Consider the following 15974-nt stretch of genomic DNA (forward strand, 5'->3'; position numbering starts at 1 on the left):
AGCCCCCCGCACCCCCCGGGATATTTACGGATCAGTGAAACAGGGGCGATCCGCGCCTGTCGATTGGAGGATTTCATGAGCCCACTGGATACCAAGCTGCCGCCCGCCGCCCGCGCCAACATGCGCGAGGCCGCCGGTCTGGAGGCACGCGGGCTGGGGGCGCCGCCGGTGCTGAAAGGTCAGGATGGCGAAGGATCGGTGCAGGTGCATCAGGACGCCTCGATGAAGATCGAGGGGGCCAAGGTGTTTTCGGTCTACGGCAAGGGCGGGATCGGCAAATCGACCACCAGCTCGAACCTGTCGGCGGCGTTTTCCAAGCTTGGCAAGCGGGTTCTGCAGATCGGCTGCGACCCCAAGCACGACAGCACCTTTACCCTGACAGGCCAGTTGCAGCCCACCGTGATCGACATTCTGAAGGAGGTCGATTTCCACGCCGAGGAGCTACGCCCCGAGGATTTCGTGACCGAAGGCTGGAACGGTGTGCAATGCATCGAGGCGGGCGGGCCGCCCGCCGGAACGGGCTGCGGCGGCTATGTGGTGGGTCAGACGGTGAAGCTCTTGAAGCAGCATCATCTGCTGGAGGACACCGACGTGGTGATCTTCGACGTGCTGGGCGACGTGGTCTGCGGCGGGTTCGCGGCGCCTTTGCAGCATGCGGACAAGGCGGTGATCGTCACCGCTAACGATTTCGACAGCATCTATGCGATGAACCGGATCATCGCCGCCGTGCAGGCCAAGTCGGCAAACTACAAGGTGCGGCTGGCGGGCTGCATCGCCAACCGGTCGAAGGCCACCGACGAGGTGGACCGGTTCTGCGACACCGTCGGATTCAAGCGGATTGCACATATGCCCGATTACGACGCGATCCGGCGCTCGCGGCTGAAGAAGAAGACGCTCTTCGAGATGCCCGACGAGCAGGACATCGTCGAGGCGCGCAAGGAATACGTCCGGTTGGCCGAGGCGCTGTGGAACAGCACGGACGCCCTGGCGCCCGCGCCGCTGCCTGACCGCGAGATCTTTGAATTGCTGGGGTTCGACTGACGTGAGCTATGACGCCACCAGAAACCGGGTCGAGGATTATTTCGACCGCAGCGCCACCAAGGTCTGGGAGCGTCTGACCTCGGACGCGCCGGTATCGCGCATTCGCGCGACTGTGCGCGCCGGCCGCGACCGGATGCGCGCGCGGATGCTGGAGGCGCTGCCCGCCGATCTGACGGGGATGCGGGTGCTGGATGCCGGGTGCGGGCCCGGTGTGGCGACGATCGAGCTTGCACGGCGCGGGGCCGAGGTGGTGGCGGCGGATATCTCGCCGGCGCTGGTGCGCATCGCCGAGGACCGCCTGCCAGAGGCGCTGCGGCCGAGGGTGACCTTTGCCGAGGGCGACATGCTGTCGGCGCATCTGGGCAGTTTCGACCATGTCTTTGCGATGGACAGCCTGATCTATTACCGCGCCGACGATATCCGTGCGGCGCTGGGCGCGTTTGCCGAGCGGACCAGCGGCAGCGTCGTCTTTACGGTCGCGCCGCGCACGCGGCTTCTGATGGCGATGTGGTACGCGGGCAAGATGTTCCCGCGCGCCGACCGGTCGCCGGTGATGATCCCGCATGCGCCGGCTGCTTTGCAGCGCCATGTGGCGGACATCGGCCAGCTGAGCGACCTGGGGCGCGTCGCCAGCGGCTTTTACATCAGCCACGCGCTGGAGTTCCGGGGATGATCCTGCGTCAGTCCCATATCAGGCAACTGGGCGCGCGGATGCTGCCCTTCTCGGACGCGGCGTCTGAGGGTTTGCCGTTGGGGCAATTGCTGCGGCTGGCGCTCTTTCAGGTGTCGGTGGGCATGGCGGGCGTCATGCTGTTGGGCACGCTGAACCGGGTGATGATCGTCGAGCTTTCTGTGCCGGCGGTGCTGGTGGCGATCATGGTGGCGCTGCCGGTGCTGATCGCGCCGTTCCGGGCGCTTCTGGGCTTCAAGTCCGACAATTACCGCAGCGCCATCGGCTGGAAGCGCATTCCCTACCTTTGGTTTGGCACGCTCTGGCAGATGGGCGGGCTGGCGATCATGCCGTCGTGCCTGCTGGTGCTGGGCGGCGACGTGGTGCACGACGTGCCCTTCGCGGGCGAGGTGCTGGCGGGGCTGGCCTTTGTCATGACCGGGCTCGGGATGCACATGACCCAGACCGCCGGTCTGGCGCTGGCCGCCGACCGCGCGACCGAGGAAACGCGGCCCCGGGTCGTCGCGCTGCTTTACGTGATGTTCCTGATCGGGATGGGCCTTTCGGCGATCGTGATCGGCTGGCTGCTGCGCGATTTCAGCGGGCTTTTGCTGATCAAGGTGGTGCAGGGGACGGCGGTGGCGACGGTCGTTCTGAACGTGATCGCGCTTTGGAAACAAGAGCGCGTCCGTCCCATGAGCGCCGAGGAACGCGCCGCGCCTCAGCCGACCTTCCAGGACGCCTGGCGCGATCTGATGGCGGGCGGCATGGCCGGGCGGCTGCTGGCGGTGGTGTTCCTGGGCACGATGGCCTTCAACATGCAGGACGTGCTGCTGGAGCCTTATGGCGGCGAGATCCTAGGGCTGAGCGTTTCGGCGACAACGCTGTTGACGGCCACATGGGCCGCGGGCGCGCTGGTGGGCTTTGCGCTGGCGGCGCGCTGGCTGGCGGGGGGTATCAACCCCTACCGCATGGCGGCGCGCGGATTGCTGGCAGGGCTGGCCGCGTTCAGCGCGGTGATCTTCGCCAGCCCGATGGGATCGGAAACCTTGTTCTTTGTCGGGGCCGGGCTGATCGGCTTTGGCGGCGGGCTTTTTGCAGTGTCGACGCTGACCGCGGCGATGACGATGCCGGACACCGGCCTGGCGGGCAAAGGTCTGGCGCTGGGTGCCTGGGGTGCCGCGCAGGCAACAGCGGCGGGGGTGTCGACCCTGATCGGCGGCGCGCTGCGCGACGGGGTGAACTCGATCGTCGTGACCGGCGCCTGGGGCCCCGCGCTCAACGATCCGGCCACGGGTTATTCCGTGGTGTACCACACCGAGATCGGGCTTTTGTTCGTGACCCTCGTGGCCCTTGGCCCGCTGGTCACCCGCGCCCGCATCCAACCGCAATCGAAAAAGAAACCGACAGGGCTGGGCCTTGCCGATTTCCCTACATGACCAAGGCCCCAAAAGGAGGGACGACCCATGACCGAAGACTATATCGTAGGAAATCTGGACGTGGCCAGCATCGCGCTCTGGCTGTTCTTCTTCTTCTTCGTGGCGCTTGTGATCTGGATCCAGCGGGAAAACCAGCGCGAGGGCTATCCGCTTCTGGATGAGGACGGCACTCAGGCCGATGCGGGCGGTGTCTTTCCGAACCCTGCCGACAAGACTTTCATCCTGCCGCATGGCCGGGGCGAGGTGACGGTGCCCTCGGGGCAGAACCCGGAACGCGACGATATCGACGGCAAGTTGACGCGTAGCCACGAATCCGGGGGGTTCCCGTGGGATCCGGCGGGCGACGGTCTGGCGGACGGCGTGGGACCGGCGTCCTGGGCGGCGCGCAAGGATGTGCCCGAACTTGACGGCAAGGGGCACCCCAAGATCGTGCCAATGTCGGCGACCGAGAATTTCCACGTCGCCGCGGGCCGCGACCCGCGCGGTCTGCCCGTGGTGGCCGCCGATGGCGCGATCGTGGGCAAGATCACCGATATGTGGCTAGACGAGCCCGAGCAGATGGTGCGCTACCTCGAGATCGAGCTCGATGGCGATTACGGCGAGGGCTCGCGCCTGGTGCCGCTGACGTTGGCCCGCATCTGGGGCAACCAGGTCAAGGTCAAGTCGCTCAACGGCGAGAACTTTGCCGGGGTGCCGAAGACCGCCGCGCCGCGTCAGGTAACCAAGCTCGAAGAGGACAAGATCTGCGCCTATTACGGCGGCGGTCCCCTGTTCGCCACGGGTGACCGGCTGACGCCGGTGATCTGATCCAAAGACAGCGCCACGGGGGGACGAAACCGATGCCACATGACGACTTTGAAATCGAACCGGTCCGGGGTCTGCCGGAACTGCCGCCAGAGGGGGAGCATATCCTCTGGCAGGGCAGCCCGAACTGGTGGCAGCTCAGCTGGGAATCGCTGAGCCTGCCCTGGGTGGCCGGGTACTTCGTCTTCCTCGCGGCGTGGCGCTTTGTGTCGGTGATCGACCTGATGCCCGTCGGGCAGGCGCTGGGTGCATCGGTGCCGTTCCTGATCCTGGGCGGAATCGTGCTGGCGCTGTTGATGCTGGTGGGGCTCATTCAGGCCAGATCGACGGTCTACACGGTGACCAACCGCCGGGTCGCGATGCGGATCGGGGCGGCGCTGAATGTGACGCTGAACCTGCCCTATACGCAGATTCGCAATGCGGAACTTGCGCTGCGCCGGAACGGAACCGGGACCATCGCCTTCGAGACCATGGGCGATCTGCGTATGAGCTATCTGGTCTGCTGGCCGCATGTCCGGCCCTGGGTGATGCGCCGCACGCAGCCCGCGCTGCGCTGCATTCCCGATGCCGAACGGGTGGCCGGCATGATCGCCGAGGCCGCGCAGGCCCGGGTGTCGATGCCGCAGGTGGCCCGGTCGGCGGGTCCCGCGGACAGCGCCGCGGTTGCGGCGGAATAGGGGCGGACGATGTCGGACACAACCAACCCCCCGCGCATCCACGCGCAAGACCGCGAACTGGTCCCGCGTGTGCTGGTCCGCCTGATGACCAGCCTGGTGATCCTGTGCCTGATCATGGTCAGCGCGCATGTCTGGACCGGGCAGCCCAAGGACGCCGTTCCGCCGAAAAGCGACATCGTGATGGAGCGCGTGCTGTTCCTGCAAGGGGACATGTCCGGTGCCGCGCGGGTGCTGGATGCCAACGGCAGCCTGATCGCCGATCTCAGCCCTGAGGAGGGCGGCTTTCTGTCGGGGATCTGGCGGGTGCTCCAGCGCGAGCGCACCAAGGCGCGGGTGGGTCTGGATGGCTCGATCCGCGTCACGGCCATGGAAAACGGCCGGATGGCGATCACCGATCCGTCAACCGGGTGGAGCGCCGACCTCATGGGGTTCGGTCAGGACAACGCAGCGGCCTTCGCCAAGCTTCTGCTCAACTGAGGCCCCGGCCTCGTATCGAAAGGGAACCGAGATGGGATTACTGACGAAAGAGATCGAGCGGGCGCCCTGCACCGTCGAGATCAGCCACAAATTCGAGAGCCTGCACGCCCATGTGCGCTTTAACAACGGGGCGGTGATCTATCCCGGTGACGAGGTGCAGGTCAAAGGCCCCGAGATCATGGCCCCCTTCGGTGAGATCGTGTCGGAGGACCGCGAGGCCGTGATCATCCGCGCCAGCAAGCTCGAACAGCTCTGGACCCGCCTGACCGGCGATTTCGAGGTCATGGAGCTGTGTGAATTTTCCTTCTCCGAGGAGGTGACGCTATGAACGTCCAGAACACTCCGCTGCACACCGCCGATGCGACCACGGTCGAAGAAGGCCTGGCGATCCAGGAAGAGCAGGCCAAGTTCGACAGCAAGGCCGCGACCGAAGTGGCGATGCAGAACACCCTGCTGACCCCGCGCTTTTACACCACCGATTTCGACGAGCTCGACGCGATCGACGTCAGCTCGGTGCGCGAGGATTGGGACAAGCTGATCGATCAGATGGTCAGCGACCCCAACAAGGGCCATTTCCGCAAGAACGAGGACTGGGACAAGGTCGATTGGGAGGGTATGGACCCGGCCCTGAAGAAGGAATTCATCGATTTCCTGATCTCGTCCTGCACTGCCGAGTTTTCGGGCTGCGTGCTGTACAAAGAGATGAAACGGCGCGGCAACAACAAGGACATCACCCAGCTTTTCCAGCTGATGGCGCGGGACGAGGCGCGGCACGCGGGCTTTATCAATGATGCGCTGCGCGAGGCGGGCGTGGCGGTGAACCTCGGCTTTCTGACGCAGAAGAAGAAGTACACATATTTCCGGCCCAAGTTCATCTATTACGCCACTTACCTCAGCGAAAAGATCGGTTATGCGCGCTATATCACGATCTTCCGCCATCTCGAGGCGCATCCCGAACACCGTTTCCACCCGATCTTCAAGTGGTTTCAGGAATGGTGCAACGATGAGTTCAGCCACGGCGAGGCCTTTGCCCTGCTGATGAAGACCGACCCCAAGCTGACGCAGGGGCGGAACGTGCTCTGGATCAAGTTCTTCCTGACCGCGGTCTACGCGACGATGTACGTGCGCGACCACCAGCGGCCGGAGTTCCACAAGGCGCTGGGTGTCGATCCGGACTGGTATGCGCATGAGGTGTTCACCAAGACCTCGAAGCTGAGCGAGCAGATCTTTCCGATCACGCTGGATATCGACCATCCGCGCTGGCAGCCGACGCTGGAAAGGCTGCAGGCCGCCAACGTGCAGATCGCCCGCGCCAAGGAACGCGGCGGCGTCGCGGGCAAGCTGGCCGAAATCGCTGGATCGGCCAAGGCGGCGCTGGCCTTTGCGGCGCTCTACACGATCCCGGCGCATAAGCACCGGGTGCCGGAAAGCACGCGGCTGGAGCCGGTCTATTGATCGGTTTCGCCGCCTTTGGCGACGACCGGAGTGGGGGCCAGCCCCCACACCCCCGGAGTATTTTTGCCAAGAAGAAGGGGTGAAGAGGCGTGATGACTGACCCATGGATCGCGGCCCTTGTGGCGCTTTTTCTCTGGTGGTTTTCCACCGGGGCGATCCTGATGGTCGTCAAATATGCCGACCGGCGCGGGCCGCGCTCCGGGCGCATCGCGACGCTGGCGGCGCTGCCGATGCTGGCGGCGGGGCTTTACGCCATCTGGGCGAGCGCCGGCGTTGGGAGCGTGGGGGCGGTCTATCACGCCTTTCTGGGCGCGCTTGCGGTCTGGGGCTGGATCGAGCTGGCCTTTCTGACCGGGGTCGTCACCGGGCCCAATGCGCATGTCTGTCCCGACCGCGCCCCGGAATGGGAGCGGTTCATTCGGGCCTGGGGCACCATCGCCTATCACGAGATGGCGCTGGTCGCGGTGCTGATCGGGCTTTGGCTGTCCAGCGAGGGGGCGGCGAACACCTATGGGTTCTGGACCTTTGCGGTGCTCTTCTTTGCGCGCATCTCGGCCAAGCTGAACCTGTTTCTGGGCGTGCCCAAGATCAACACCGAATTCCTGCCGAAGGCGCTGGCGCATCTGCCCAGCCATTTCCGCCTTGCGCCGATGAACTGGCTTTTCCCGATTTCGATCACCGCGCTTTCCTTTGCGGTGGCTTGCTGGCTGGAGCGGATTTTTTCCGCCACGGCCCCTGCGGATGTGGTGGGGTTTTCCCTGCTGGCCGCGATGACGGCCCTTGCTCTGCTCGAGCATTGGTTCATGGTCCTGCCTTTGCCGGACGAGAAACTCTGGCGCTGGATGCTGCCCGCGCCCAAGACACAATCACAAGAAAGACGACCGGAGGACGCCCATGGACTTTGACAGCCTGTTCAACGCCCAGCTCGATGCCCTGAAAGACGAGGGTAATTACCGTATCTTTGCCGAGCTCGAGCGCAAATGCGGTGGCTTTCCGCGCGCGCGCAGCCACGACGCGGACGCGCCAGACGAGGTGACGGTCTGGTGTTCGAACGATTATCTGGGGATGGGTCAGAACCCCAAGGTCGTGGCGGCGATGAAAGCGGCCATCGACAGCTGCGGCGTCGGCGCGGGGGGGACGCGCAACATCTCGGGCACCAACCACCAGCACAAGCTGCTGGAGGCGGAGCTGGCCGGTCTGCATGGCAAGGAGGCGGCGCTGCTTTTCACCAGCGGCTACGTGTCGAACTGGGCGGCGCTGTCGACCCTGGGCAGCCGTCTGCCCGACGCGGTGATCCTGTCGGACGAGCTTAACCATGCCAGCATGATCGAGGGCATCCGCCACGCGCGCTGCAAGAAGGTGATCTGGAAGCACAACGATCCCGAGGATCTGGACCGTAAGCTGGCGGCGCTGCCGTCGAACTGCACCAAGATCGTCGCCTTCGAATCGGTCTATTCGATGGACGGCGACATCTGCCCGATGAAGGAAATCGTCGAGGTGGCCGAAAAGCACGGCGCGATGACGTATCTCGATGAGGTGCACGCGGTGGGGCTTTATGGCCCGCGCGGCGGCGGGATCAGCGAACGCGAAGGGCTGGCCGACCGGATCACGCTGATCGAGGGCACGCTGGGCAAGGCTTATGGCGTGGTCGGTGGCTATATTTCGGGCAGCGAGGCCATGTGCGATTTCGTGCGCAGCTTTGCCAGCGGCTTCATCTTCACCACGGCGCTGCCGCCGGCGGTTGCGGTGGCGGCGCGCACCTCGATCGCGCATCTCAAGACGAGCACGGCAGAGCGGATGCGTCAGCGTGACCGCGTTGCCTATCTGCGCAAGCGGCTCGACCAGCTGGGCATCCCGCATCTGGACAACGACAGCCATATCATCCCGGTGATGATCAAGGATCCGGTGAAATGCCGGATGCTGGCGGACATCCTGATGCAGGATTACGGGATCTATGTTCAGCCGATCAATTACCCAACCGTGCCAAAGGGGACGGAGCGGCTGCGCTTTACGCCGGGGCCTCTGCACAGCGACGGCGATATCGAACATCTTGTGTTGGCCCTGTCGACTCTCTGGAAGCAATGCGCAATCGCGCATGCGGTGGCCTAGGGGCAGTTCCAAGGAACTTTCGCCGGAACCTGACCGTTGATTGTTTGCGCATCGCGCTATGTCTTTGACGATGCAGACAAATGGGAGAGAGACCATGAAACTCAAGATCGTTACGGCGCTTGCTGCCGCGGCCTTCGCCTCCGGCGCCTACGCGGAAAGCCATGGCGGCGGCGATGCCGACGCCGGGGCCAAGGAATTCAACAAGTGCAAATCCTGCCACATGATCGTTGCCGATGACGGTACCGATATCGTCAAGGGCGGACGGACGGGCCCGAACCTTTACGGTGTGATCGGGCGCCAGGCCGGGAGCGTCGAAGGCTTCCGCTATGGCGACGACCTGGTCGCGGCGGGCGAGGCCGGGCTGGTCTGGGACGAGGAGACCTTTGTCGCCTATGTGCAGGACCCGCGCGGTTTCCTGCAGGAGTATCTGGATGACAGCGGCGCGCGTTCCAAGATGTCGTTCCGACTGCGCAGCGGCATGGAAGACGTCTATGCCTATCTCGTGTCGGTGGGACCCGAGATGTAAGTTCCGATCACCGGACGGCCGGCCCGTATAGCGGCCGGCCTCGTGATGCAGACATCATGAAAAAGGCGCGCCCGGTCGGCGCGCCTTTTTCGTTCCGCGATGCGGGTGATGTCACAGAGCGTCGATCCGTGCGGTCAGACCTAGCGCGGTGCCCAGCAAGCCGATGATTGTCCGCGCAGCGGTGACGGGGGATTCGGTGGCCAGGACCGTATCCTGCGGATGGATCAGGAACTTGCGCGCGGCAAAGAGCCCGTCCGCGCTGGTCAGGTCGAACGTGAACACGACCTGTTGCAGGTCGGGCCCGGCGGCACCGGCGGCAACTGCCGAGGCCGGGTATTCGCGCAGCACCAGAACGCCCTTGGGATCGGCGCGGTTTTCCGCCAGCCCGCCCATCAGCGACAACGCCTCGAGCGCGGTGATCTGCTCTTGCGGGAAATAGATCAGGTTCTCGACACCCGAGGCCCCGAGCGCGGTAAAGCTGCGGTCGTCCTCTTCGACGATGACCTTGTCGCCGGGCCGCAGCGTGGTGTTGCGTTTGCCCGAGGAATAGAGCTCTTCGGCGGAGACCTGATAGGTGTTGCCGCCGCGGATGAGTTTGACGCGCGGGTTGCGCAGGGCCGGCGTGATGCCGCCGCCGGCGGCCAGCAGGCTGAGCACGGTGTAATTGCGGCCGGGCATGGGGAAGGACCCGGGGGTGCGGACGCCGTCGACCAGATCGACCGAATTGCCCTGCCCCTGCTGCACGGACAATTGCACCTGCGCGGAGGGGGCGATCATCTCGAGCTGGGATTGGATTTTGGCGCGGGCGCTGGCGGGGGTCATGCCGCGGATGAAGACCTCGTCGATATAGGGGACGAAGATCGCGCCGTTGCCGCCCACCTCGAGACCGGACATCACGGCGGCCTTCTGTGCCGCGTTGGTCAGAAGCGAGTTTTCCTGGCTGTCCCAGATCGTCAGATCCACCCTGTCGCCGGTGCTGATGACGGTCGAGGACGGGGCATGCGACGCACCGATCCAGTGGAAATGCCCGTGCCAGCCGGTCGCGGGCCAGGACGCGATGTCGGGAATGTTTTCGCGGGTCACCTCGACGACCTGAAAGCTGGGCGCTTCGGCTTGCGATTCCGATGTGACCTCGGATTGCAGTGCGGCCCCGCGCGGCAGGCTGCAGGCGGCTACGAGAAACAAGGCAAAAACAGCCATGATGGCGCGTTGCGATCTGGACACGACGTTTCCCCCCAGAAGCGTATGTGGTGTTGCCGGCTTTTCTAGCCGCAACTTGCGGTGATAGACAGAGCCGAATGTCGTTTTCCTTGCAAAGGTCTTAAGACGTGTCGTCAAGATCGCAACACCGGCGTGTCCTGCTGCTTGGGGCGAGCGGAAAGCTTGGCCGTCTGGCGCGTGCGGTCTGGCATGCGGCTGCGCCGGAAAGGCTTGAGATCGTTCCGGTTTTTCGGCAGATGGCAGAAGTGCCCGGTGCCGTGGTCTGGTCGCCGGACCAGACCGAGCGGCTATTGCCCCCAGCCGATGCCGTTCTGGCCCTTTGGGGGGGCGTACCGGGGGCTGGGCAGGATCTTGCCGTCAACGCGGATCTGGCGCTGCGGGCCGATGCGGTGGCGCGTGCGGTGGGCGCGGATCGTGTGCTGCATTGCTCCAGCGCGGCGGTCTATCGTCCGGCGGCCGAGCCATTGACGGAAGACACGCCGACCGATCCGCAATCCCCCTACGGACGGGCCAAGGCAGAGATGGAGGCCACTATCGCCGCCCTGCCGGATCGCGGCGTCCGGCAGATCGTTCTGCGGATCGGTAACGTGATGGGCGCGGATAGCCTCGGGGCGTCGTTGCGCAAGGGCGGGGGGATCACTTTGGACCGCTTTGCAGACGAAACCGGCCCGCGCCGCAGCTACATTGCCGCCAGCGATTTCGCGGCGGCTCTGGCGGTGCTGTCCGCCGCGCCGCTGGAAACGGTGCCCGAGGTTCTGAACATCGCGGCACCCAAAGCGACGGCCATGGCCGACATCGCCCGCGCCGCTGGGCACGATGTGGCGTGGCGCGACGCCCCCGAAGCCGCGGTGCCGCTTGTGGCGCTGGACACCGGGCGGCTGGCGCGCCTCTGCCCCTTGCCAATCTCCGCCGCTGACGCGACATACCTTGCCGGGGATGCACGACGTTGGGAGCACGCGCTGTGAGGCTGGACAAACGCCTGTTCGATCTGGTCTGCGCGCTGGGGCTGTCGGTGCTGCTGGCGCCGCTGATCCTTTGGGTGATCGCGTTGATCCTGATCCGCGACGGGCGTCCGGTGCTCTACCTGTCGGAGCGGATGAAAACCCCGACCGAGGGGTTCAACCTGTGGAAGTTCCGCACGATGACGGTGGTGACGCAGGACAGCGGCGTGTCGGGGGGCGACAAGGCCGCGCGGATCACCGAGACCGGGGCGTTCCTGCGCAAGTACCGGCTGGATGAGCTGCCGCAGCTGTGGAACATCCTGCGCGGGGACATCGGCTTTGTCGGGCCGCGCCCGCCGCTGCGCCGCTATGTCGAGCTGTTCCCCGAGGTTTACGCCGAGGTGCTGAAATCGCGGCCGGGAATCACTGGGCTGGCGACGCTGGCCTTTCACCGCACCGAAGAGCGCCTGCTGGCGCAGACGAAGACGCCCGCCGAGACCGAAGAGGTCTATTGCCGCCGCTGCGTGCCGCGCAAGGCCAGGCTGGACCTGATCTATGCGCGCGACCACAATCTGTGCCGGGATTTCCGGCTGATGTGCGCCACGGTGTTTCGGGGTATCGACCTGCACAACCGCCGCTGATCAGCGGCGGACGGCCTGCAACGCCAGAATGCCGGTCGCCTCGCCCAGGAACTGGCGCGCGGCCAGGATGTATCCGTCGCCCGCCACGATATAGCCGTTGGTGAACTCGCCATCCTCGCCTGTACAGGCCGCCGTCACGATCCGGCCGGTCTGGTTGACCGCCCCCAGCGCAAACGGCGCGCTGGCGCCGGGCGACACGGTGCAGGTGTAGCTTTCGGTCACGGTCTGGTTGTCGGGGGTCAGAAAGCGCATCACATAGGGCGCGGTGCCCGGGCTGCGGGCGCTGACCAGCCGCAGCAGGGCGGTCGCATCCGACGACATCAGATCGCCGCCCAGCCCGCGCGTGCCGGTGACCATCCCGCCGCGGGTGATAAAGGTCTGACGGTCGCGGGTGGCGAAGGTGCGGTAAGGGCCGTTACGCTCGATCTCGACGACCAGGGCCTGCGACTTGCGGTCCTCGGCATTGACCAGGGCCAGAGGCCGGTCGGTGCGCTGCAGGGTTGCGGCGATGTCCGCCTCGGTCACGCCCGACCCGCCACCGGTGGCGTTGGGCGTCACGAGCCCCTTGAGGATGTCGCGGTAGATGGTCAGGGTCTGGGCGGAATCGGTATCGCTTCCGCAGCCCGACAGAAGGCCCGCCGCCACGACCAGACCGGCGGCGATCCGGCTTTTGATCCGCATGCTCATCTCCAGAACTTCCCCCAGGATTTCGCCAGCTCGGGCTGGTGATAATCGCGCACCTGATTGTAAAGCCGCCCGCTGACGCGCAGCCGCGCGCCGCCGTCGCGGGTCAGCGACCGGACGGTGATGGTATTGGCCCGGCGCGAGGGCTCGCCCGTGCCCCATTCCAGCGGAATGCGCACCCGGATTCCCTTGTCGAACGAGCCTTCGCCGAAATCGTCGAAGGGCACGTCGGTGAAAGTGGCGAAGGCGCCGATCCGCCAGCCGTTGGCGAATTCGCGATCCAGCGACAGGGTCGCGCCATAGTCGCCGGCCAGGTAGCGGCCCACGTCGAGCTGCCCGTGGAAGCCCCGGCCCAGATCGTAATATGCCGACACGTGGCCGTTCAGTTCGGGGATCGTGCCGGTGGCCGTGGTGTTGGATTGCAGCCCGAAGAGCTGGTCGTAATCGCGGCGGCGCACATAGTTCACCTCGGCCCCGAGAGCGAGGCGGCTGTCGACCGGCTTCCACAGCACTTCTGCCGAGGCGCCGGCGTACATCTCTTCGAGATATCCGACCGTCAGCCGGCTGTAGAGGTTCTTGCCGGGCCGCGCGTACCACGCCGCCGTCAGCCGTTCGATGGCCGGATCGCCCTCGTCGGCATAGCGGGCGTAATCGGTGCGGACGGCCGGAAGCTCGGTATCGGGTTCGCGGTCCACGTCATCCAGATTTCCGATGAGCCGCTTGGTGATCGCACCGGACAGCACGAGGTTCGGCGTGAGTTCGTAATCCGCGCTCAGCCGCGCGCCCAGATCGGCGCGGACCGGGTTGTCTGGATCGAAGGCGCTGATGGCCAGATAGGGCGACAGGCTCCAGTTGAAGCGCGGATAGAGATCCTTGTCGTAGCCGGGATCGCGGCCATAAGCGTCGAGGATGCTGGTGCGCGCCAGCATGTCGACCGCGGCGGCGTTCTCGAGGTTTTCGACATCCGACCGGCGCATCCGCACGGCCGACATCGGGATCCCTTTTTCGACCGGCACTATGACGAATTCCTCGACCGAGGGCGGCATGGTCCGGGTCAGGATACGCGCCGTCCGCCCGATCGCCTGCGCCGGCATGGCGAATTTGGTGTTGCGGATGCGCAGCGTCGCGCTGGTGGGTTGCAGATCGAGGCTTTCCAGCTTGATCCCGTCCTCGTCCAGCAGCTTGGCCAGCGACGCCTTGCTGTTCGGCCCGGTCTTGCCGTCCACCGTCCAGCCCAGATCGGCGGCGGTTCCGGCGGCGCGGCGCTTGACCGGCTGTGGCGCGGGCTCGATCCCGCCGGGGCTGCCCTTGGTGCGGGGGTTCGTGCTTAGCGTCAGCTGAACGCCGACCTCCTCGCCGTAAAGGTGGTAGAACGACAGCTGCGTGCCGTTCTTGAAGTGGTAATCGACGCCGAGATTAACCTGCGAGCTGCCGTCGAATTCGCCGACATCGCGTTCCTGGTCGTAATTGTCCGACGAATATTCGACCTTGAAGGTCAGCCGGTCGTTGAGCGAATAGCTGACGCCGCCGAACGGGGCGACATCGCCGCGGAACCAGCGATCATAGGTGGGAACGCCGCCTTCGCCCAGGATCTCCTCGGGCCGGGTGCCGGTGCTGGTGAAGGCGCCCGAGGTCGCAAGCCGCCCCCAGCCCAGACCGCCGGTGACGCGCAGTCCCGGAAACAGCTCTTTGGTGGCGACAATGTATTCGCCGCCGTAAAGCCCGGTGCCGATGAAATCCTGCAGGCCGATGGCCACCGCCGGGCGGTACTGCCCCTCGAACAAAAGCTGGTATTTCAGATCGAAGCTGCGGTCGTAATACGGCCGGTCGATGCTGGCGGAGGTGACGAAGTCGCGCACCGCCGAATAGCGGAAGCTGCCCGACAGGCGCGGCGTGATCTGAAAGCTGAGCGTCGCGCGCGTGTTGTCGCCAAAGTTCGACACAGTCGCCGCCAGCGTCGCATCGGGCGCCGCATCGGCGCTGGGCATGTCGATCAGCCCCGGCAGTCCGTACATGTTGTAAGACGGCAGCGTGCCGTCGTTGGCCTGACCGGTCGCCGCCGAAAACGCCAGAATGGAACAGGTCGCCAGGCCAAGCCCGCGGATCCTGCGGCAGGAAACCATCAAGGGAAGATCGCGCCACGCCATGTGTTGAATTCCAGTCCTGTGTTCCGCTCGCTTTCCCGTTGCTAGATCAGATCACCGGCTCTGTCCATGCAGGGCGCGGACCCGCTGCCGCAATGTGGGATTCTGAGCACGACCCCGCGCATCGGCTTTTAACCCGACACTTTTAATCGTTAAGCCCTGCGTAAGGGTTCGCCCGCTATGCCTGTCCCCGGGTGAATGGAAAAGGTGGTGGAGATGGCCGCAGACAGCAATGTCGCGCCAGTCATCATCAAACGGAAAAAGGTCATTCAGGGCGGCGGGCACCATGGTGGGGCCTGGAAAGTCGCCATGTGATTTTGGTCCTTGCAGTCGTTGCGGTGCTTTTGCACCGATTTTCAGAATGCCGATCATGGCATGACGAGTGTCATTCTGACCTTTGCAGACAGTGGTCTTCGATCTGCGCCATCCGTCCGGATGCATGACCCACATGCACCGACGAAGTTTAATGGAGTGCTAAAAACCTCCAGCCCGGTCGTTCGCATTTGACACAATTCCCTCAGGCCCGCCGCTCGAGCCTGTGATCCGACATCTCAAGGATCGTGCTGCGCTGACCGTCGGCGGTATATGTATCCAGCGCCTTGCGCAGATGACGCAAGGTCGCCAGCCGTTCCGCCACCGAGCGCACACCGGCCAGCGCGTGGTCGAACAACTCCTGATTTCGGCGCAGTTTCTGCTGCACCGGGTCAAGATCCTCGGTCGTTCCGATCTCGCTTTGTTTCAGAGTGTCGATCAGGGCTTCCTTTTCCGCCATGAGATCGGAAATGCGATTCAGTTCGCCGCTCAGCAAGGCGAGCCGTTCCTCTTCAAGGATCGAATCGAGCGCATTCAACGTCGTTTTCAGTATGTCCCTTGTCATTTCCGGCTCTCCTTCAAGGCATTGAAAATCATCTCGGCAAGGCCGATTCCGCCGGCCTCCACCATCTGTCGCGCCTGTTCGTGCTGCAAAAACGAGCCGAAATGCATCTCTCCGGCACCGCCGCCGAAGGAGTCGCTGACTTTTCCAAGCCCTGCGGATTTCAGCATTTCCGCAAGAAACCCGGTTTCGAGTTCTTGCGCAGCCTTCAACAATACTGGATCGGGCGGGGCCGGGGCGGCGGATTGAAATGGGGGAATTTCCATCGGTT

Annotated in this window: 18 protein-coding genes and 1 pseudogene; 14 read left to right on the forward strand and 5 right to left on the reverse strand. The window is 64.8% G+C overall.

Annotation, left to right across the window (positions count from 1 at the left end):
• Positions 1-120: 120 nt before the first annotated feature.
• From bchL to RXV88_RS06755, 11 genes are all read left to right on the forward strand, one after another.
• A complete protein-coding gene (gene bchL, locus RXV88_RS06705; RefSeq protein ID WP_316291460.1) occupies positions 121-1041 on the forward strand; it encodes a ferredoxin:protochlorophyllide reductase (ATP-dependent) iron-sulfur ATP-binding protein in 921 nt (306 codons plus the stop codon).
• A 1-nt stretch (position 1042) separates the two neighbouring features.
• Positions 1043-1714 carry a magnesium protoporphyrin IX methyltransferase gene (gene bchM / locus RXV88_RS06710; RefSeq protein WP_316291379.1) on the forward strand — a complete coding sequence of 224 codons (672 nt, stop codon included), beginning with the start codon at positions 1043-1045 and terminating at the stop codon, positions 1712-1714.
• Positions 1711-3150 (forward strand): PucC family protein, encoded by a 1440-nt coding sequence (locus tag RXV88_RS06715; RefSeq protein ID WP_316291381.1) that lies wholly within the window; start codon positions 1711-1713, stop codon positions 3148-3150. The genes bchM and RXV88_RS06715 overlap by 4 nt, the downstream gene beginning before the upstream one ends.
• 27 nt (positions 3151-3177) lie before the next feature.
• The gene (puhA, locus tag RXV88_RS06720) at positions 3178-3957 is read left to right on the forward strand and encodes a photosynthetic reaction center subunit H (protein WP_316291383.1); all 780 of its coding nucleotides are present in this window, start codon (positions 3178-3180) and stop codon (positions 3955-3957) included.
• 32 nt (positions 3958-3989) lie between these two features.
• The gene (puhB, locus tag RXV88_RS06725) at positions 3990-4631 is read left to right on the forward strand and encodes a photosynthetic complex putative assembly protein PuhB (protein ID WP_316291385.1); all 642 of its coding nucleotides are present in this window, start codon (positions 3990-3992) and stop codon (positions 4629-4631) included.
• 9 nt (positions 4632-4640) lie between these two features.
• Positions 4641-5108: a photosynthetic complex assembly protein PuhC gene (puhC, locus tag RXV88_RS06730; protein WP_316291386.1), complete on the forward strand. Its 468-nt coding sequence runs from the start codon at positions 4641-4643 to the stop codon at positions 5106-5108.
• Between the two features lie 31 nt (positions 5109-5139).
• Complete coding sequence (locus RXV88_RS06735; protein WP_316291388.1) at positions 5140-5436, forward strand: hypothetical protein; 297 nt, start codon at positions 5140-5142, stop codon at positions 5434-5436.
• Positions 5433-6563 carry a magnesium-protoporphyrin IX monomethyl ester (oxidative) cyclase gene (gene acsF, locus RXV88_RS06740; protein ID WP_316291389.1) on the forward strand — a complete coding sequence of 377 codons (1131 nt, stop codon included), beginning with the start codon at positions 5433-5435 and terminating at the stop codon, positions 6561-6563. Before RXV88_RS06735 ends, acsF begins: the two co-directional genes overlap by 4 nt.
• Before the next feature lie 92 nt (positions 6564-6655).
• On the forward strand, positions 6656-7468 hold the full coding sequence (puhE, locus tag RXV88_RS06745; protein ID WP_316291391.1) for a putative photosynthetic complex assembly protein PuhE: 813 nt from the start codon (positions 6656-6658) through the stop codon (positions 7466-7468).
• Positions 7458-8672, forward strand: coding sequence for a 5-aminolevulinate synthase (gene hemA, locus RXV88_RS06750; protein WP_316291392.1), 1215 nt, complete (start codon positions 7458-7460; stop codon positions 8670-8672). The genes puhE and hemA overlap by 11 nt, the downstream gene beginning before the upstream one ends.
• 94 nt (positions 8673-8766) lie before the next feature.
• Positions 8767-9198 carry a cytochrome C gene (locus RXV88_RS06755; RefSeq protein WP_316291394.1) on the forward strand — a complete coding sequence of 144 codons (432 nt, stop codon included), beginning with the start codon at positions 8767-8769 and terminating at the stop codon, positions 9196-9198.
• Positions 9199-9309: 111 nt separating this feature from the next.
• Here RXV88_RS06755 and RXV88_RS06760 read toward each other — a convergent pair whose 3' ends face one another.
• Positions 9310-10398: a polysaccharide biosynthesis/export family protein gene (locus RXV88_RS06760; RefSeq protein ID WP_316291395.1), complete on the reverse strand. Its 1089-nt coding sequence runs from the start codon at positions 10396-10398 to the stop codon at positions 9310-9312.
• A 128-nt stretch (positions 10399-10526) separates the two neighbouring features.
• On the opposite strand from RXV88_RS06760, the gene RXV88_RS06765 reads away from it, so the two are divergent.
• Together RXV88_RS06765 and RXV88_RS06770 are read left to right on the forward strand one after the other, a co-directional pair.
• A complete protein-coding gene (locus RXV88_RS06765) occupies positions 10527-11384 on the forward strand; it encodes an NAD-dependent epimerase/dehydratase family protein (RefSeq protein WP_316291396.1) in 858 nt (285 codons plus the stop codon).
• Positions 11381-12001, forward strand: a complete 621-nt coding sequence (locus RXV88_RS06770; protein ID WP_316291398.1) for a sugar transferase — start codon at positions 11381-11383, stop codon at positions 11999-12001. The genes RXV88_RS06765 and RXV88_RS06770 overlap by 4 nt, the downstream gene beginning before the upstream one ends.
• Here RXV88_RS06770 and RXV88_RS06775 read toward each other — a convergent pair whose 3' ends face one another.
• Together RXV88_RS06775 and RXV88_RS06780 are read right to left on the reverse strand one after the other, a co-directional pair.
• Positions 12002-12682, reverse strand: coding sequence for a YjbF family lipoprotein (locus RXV88_RS06775; RefSeq protein WP_316291399.1), 681 nt, complete (start codon positions 12680-12682; stop codon positions 12002-12004). It abuts the gene before it with no gap.
• A 2-nt stretch (positions 12683-12684) separates the two neighbouring features.
• On the reverse strand, positions 12685-14832 hold the full coding sequence (locus RXV88_RS06780; protein ID WP_316291400.1) for a YjbH domain-containing protein: 2148 nt from the start codon (positions 14830-14832) through the stop codon (positions 12685-12687).
• 213 nt (positions 14833-15045) lie between these two features.
• Here RXV88_RS06780 and RXV88_RS06785 point away from each other — a divergent pair.
• Positions 15046-15138 (forward strand): annotated as a pseudogene (locus tag RXV88_RS06785) (chemotaxis protein MotB); the annotation flags it as partial.
• A 208-nt stretch (positions 15139-15346) separates the two neighbouring features.
• Here RXV88_RS06785 and RXV88_RS06790 read toward each other — a convergent pair.
• Positions 15347-15706, reverse strand: a complete 360-nt coding sequence (locus RXV88_RS06790) for a flagellar protein FlgN (protein ID WP_316291402.1) — start codon at positions 15704-15706, stop codon at positions 15347-15349.
• Positions 15703-15969, reverse strand: coding sequence for a rod-binding protein (locus tag RXV88_RS06795; RefSeq protein ID WP_316291404.1), 267 nt, complete (start codon positions 15967-15969; stop codon positions 15703-15705). The genes RXV88_RS06790 and RXV88_RS06795 overlap by 4 nt, the downstream gene beginning before the upstream one ends.
• Positions 15970-15974 lie beyond the last annotated feature (5 nt).

It is taken from the genome of Aestuariicoccus sp. MJ-SS9, from assembly GCF_032586235.1.
Taxonomy (GTDB): domain Bacteria; phylum Pseudomonadota; class Alphaproteobacteria; order Rhodobacterales; family Rhodobacteraceae; genus Aestuariicoccus.

What these genes read in the sequence shown, in the direction of transcription:
- puhC (WP_316291386.1), top strand. Translation starts at nt 4,641, where the DNA reads ATGTCGGACACAACCAACCCCCCGCGCATCCACGCGCAAGACCGCGAA.
- RXV88_RS06795 (WP_316291404.1), bottom strand. Translation starts at nt 15,969, where the DNA reads ATGGAAATTCCCCCATTTCAATCCGCCGCCCCGGCCCCGCCCGATCCA.
- puhA (WP_316291383.1), top strand. Translation starts at nt 3,178, where the DNA reads ATGACCGAAGACTATATCGTAGGAAATCTGGACGTGGCCAGCATCGCG.
- puhE (WP_316291391.1), top strand. Translation starts at nt 6,656, where the DNA reads ATGACTGACCCATGGATCGCGGCCCTTGTGGCGCTTTTTCTCTGGTGG.
- hemA (WP_316291392.1), top strand. Translation starts at nt 7,458, where the DNA reads ATGGACTTTGACAGCCTGTTCAACGCCCAGCTCGATGCCCTGAAAGAC.
- RXV88_RS06755 (WP_316291394.1), top strand. Translation starts at nt 8,767, where the DNA reads ATGAAACTCAAGATCGTTACGGCGCTTGCTGCCGCGGCCTTCGCCTCC.
- acsF (WP_316291389.1), top strand. Translation starts at nt 5,433, where the DNA reads ATGAACGTCCAGAACACTCCGCTGCACACCGCCGATGCGACCACGGTC.
- RXV88_RS06715 (WP_316291381.1), top strand. Translation starts at nt 1,711, where the DNA reads ATGATCCTGCGTCAGTCCCATATCAGGCAACTGGGCGCGCGGATGCTG.
- puhB (WP_316291385.1), top strand. Translation starts at nt 3,990, where the DNA reads ATGCCACATGACGACTTTGAAATCGAACCGGTCCGGGGTCTGCCGGAA.
- RXV88_RS06780 (WP_316291400.1), bottom strand. Translation starts at nt 14,832, where the DNA reads ATGGCGTGGCGCGATCTTCCCTTGATGGTTTCCTGCCGCAGGATCCGC.
- bchL (WP_316291460.1), top strand. Translation starts at nt 121, where the DNA reads ATGCGCGAGGCCGCCGGTCTGGAGGCACGCGGGCTGGGGGCGCCGCCG.
- RXV88_RS06760 (WP_316291395.1), bottom strand. Translation starts at nt 10,398, where the DNA reads ATGGCTGTTTTTGCCTTGTTTCTCGTAGCCGCCTGCAGCCTGCCGCGC.
- RXV88_RS06735 (WP_316291388.1), top strand. Translation starts at nt 5,140, where the DNA reads ATGGGATTACTGACGAAAGAGATCGAGCGGGCGCCCTGCACCGTCGAG.
- RXV88_RS06775 (WP_316291399.1), bottom strand. Translation starts at nt 12,682, where the DNA reads ATGCGGATCAAAAGCCGGATCGCCGCCGGTCTGGTCGTGGCGGCGGGC.
- RXV88_RS06790 (WP_316291402.1), bottom strand. Translation starts at nt 15,706, where the DNA reads ATGACAAGGGACATACTGAAAACGACGTTGAATGCGCTCGATTCGATC.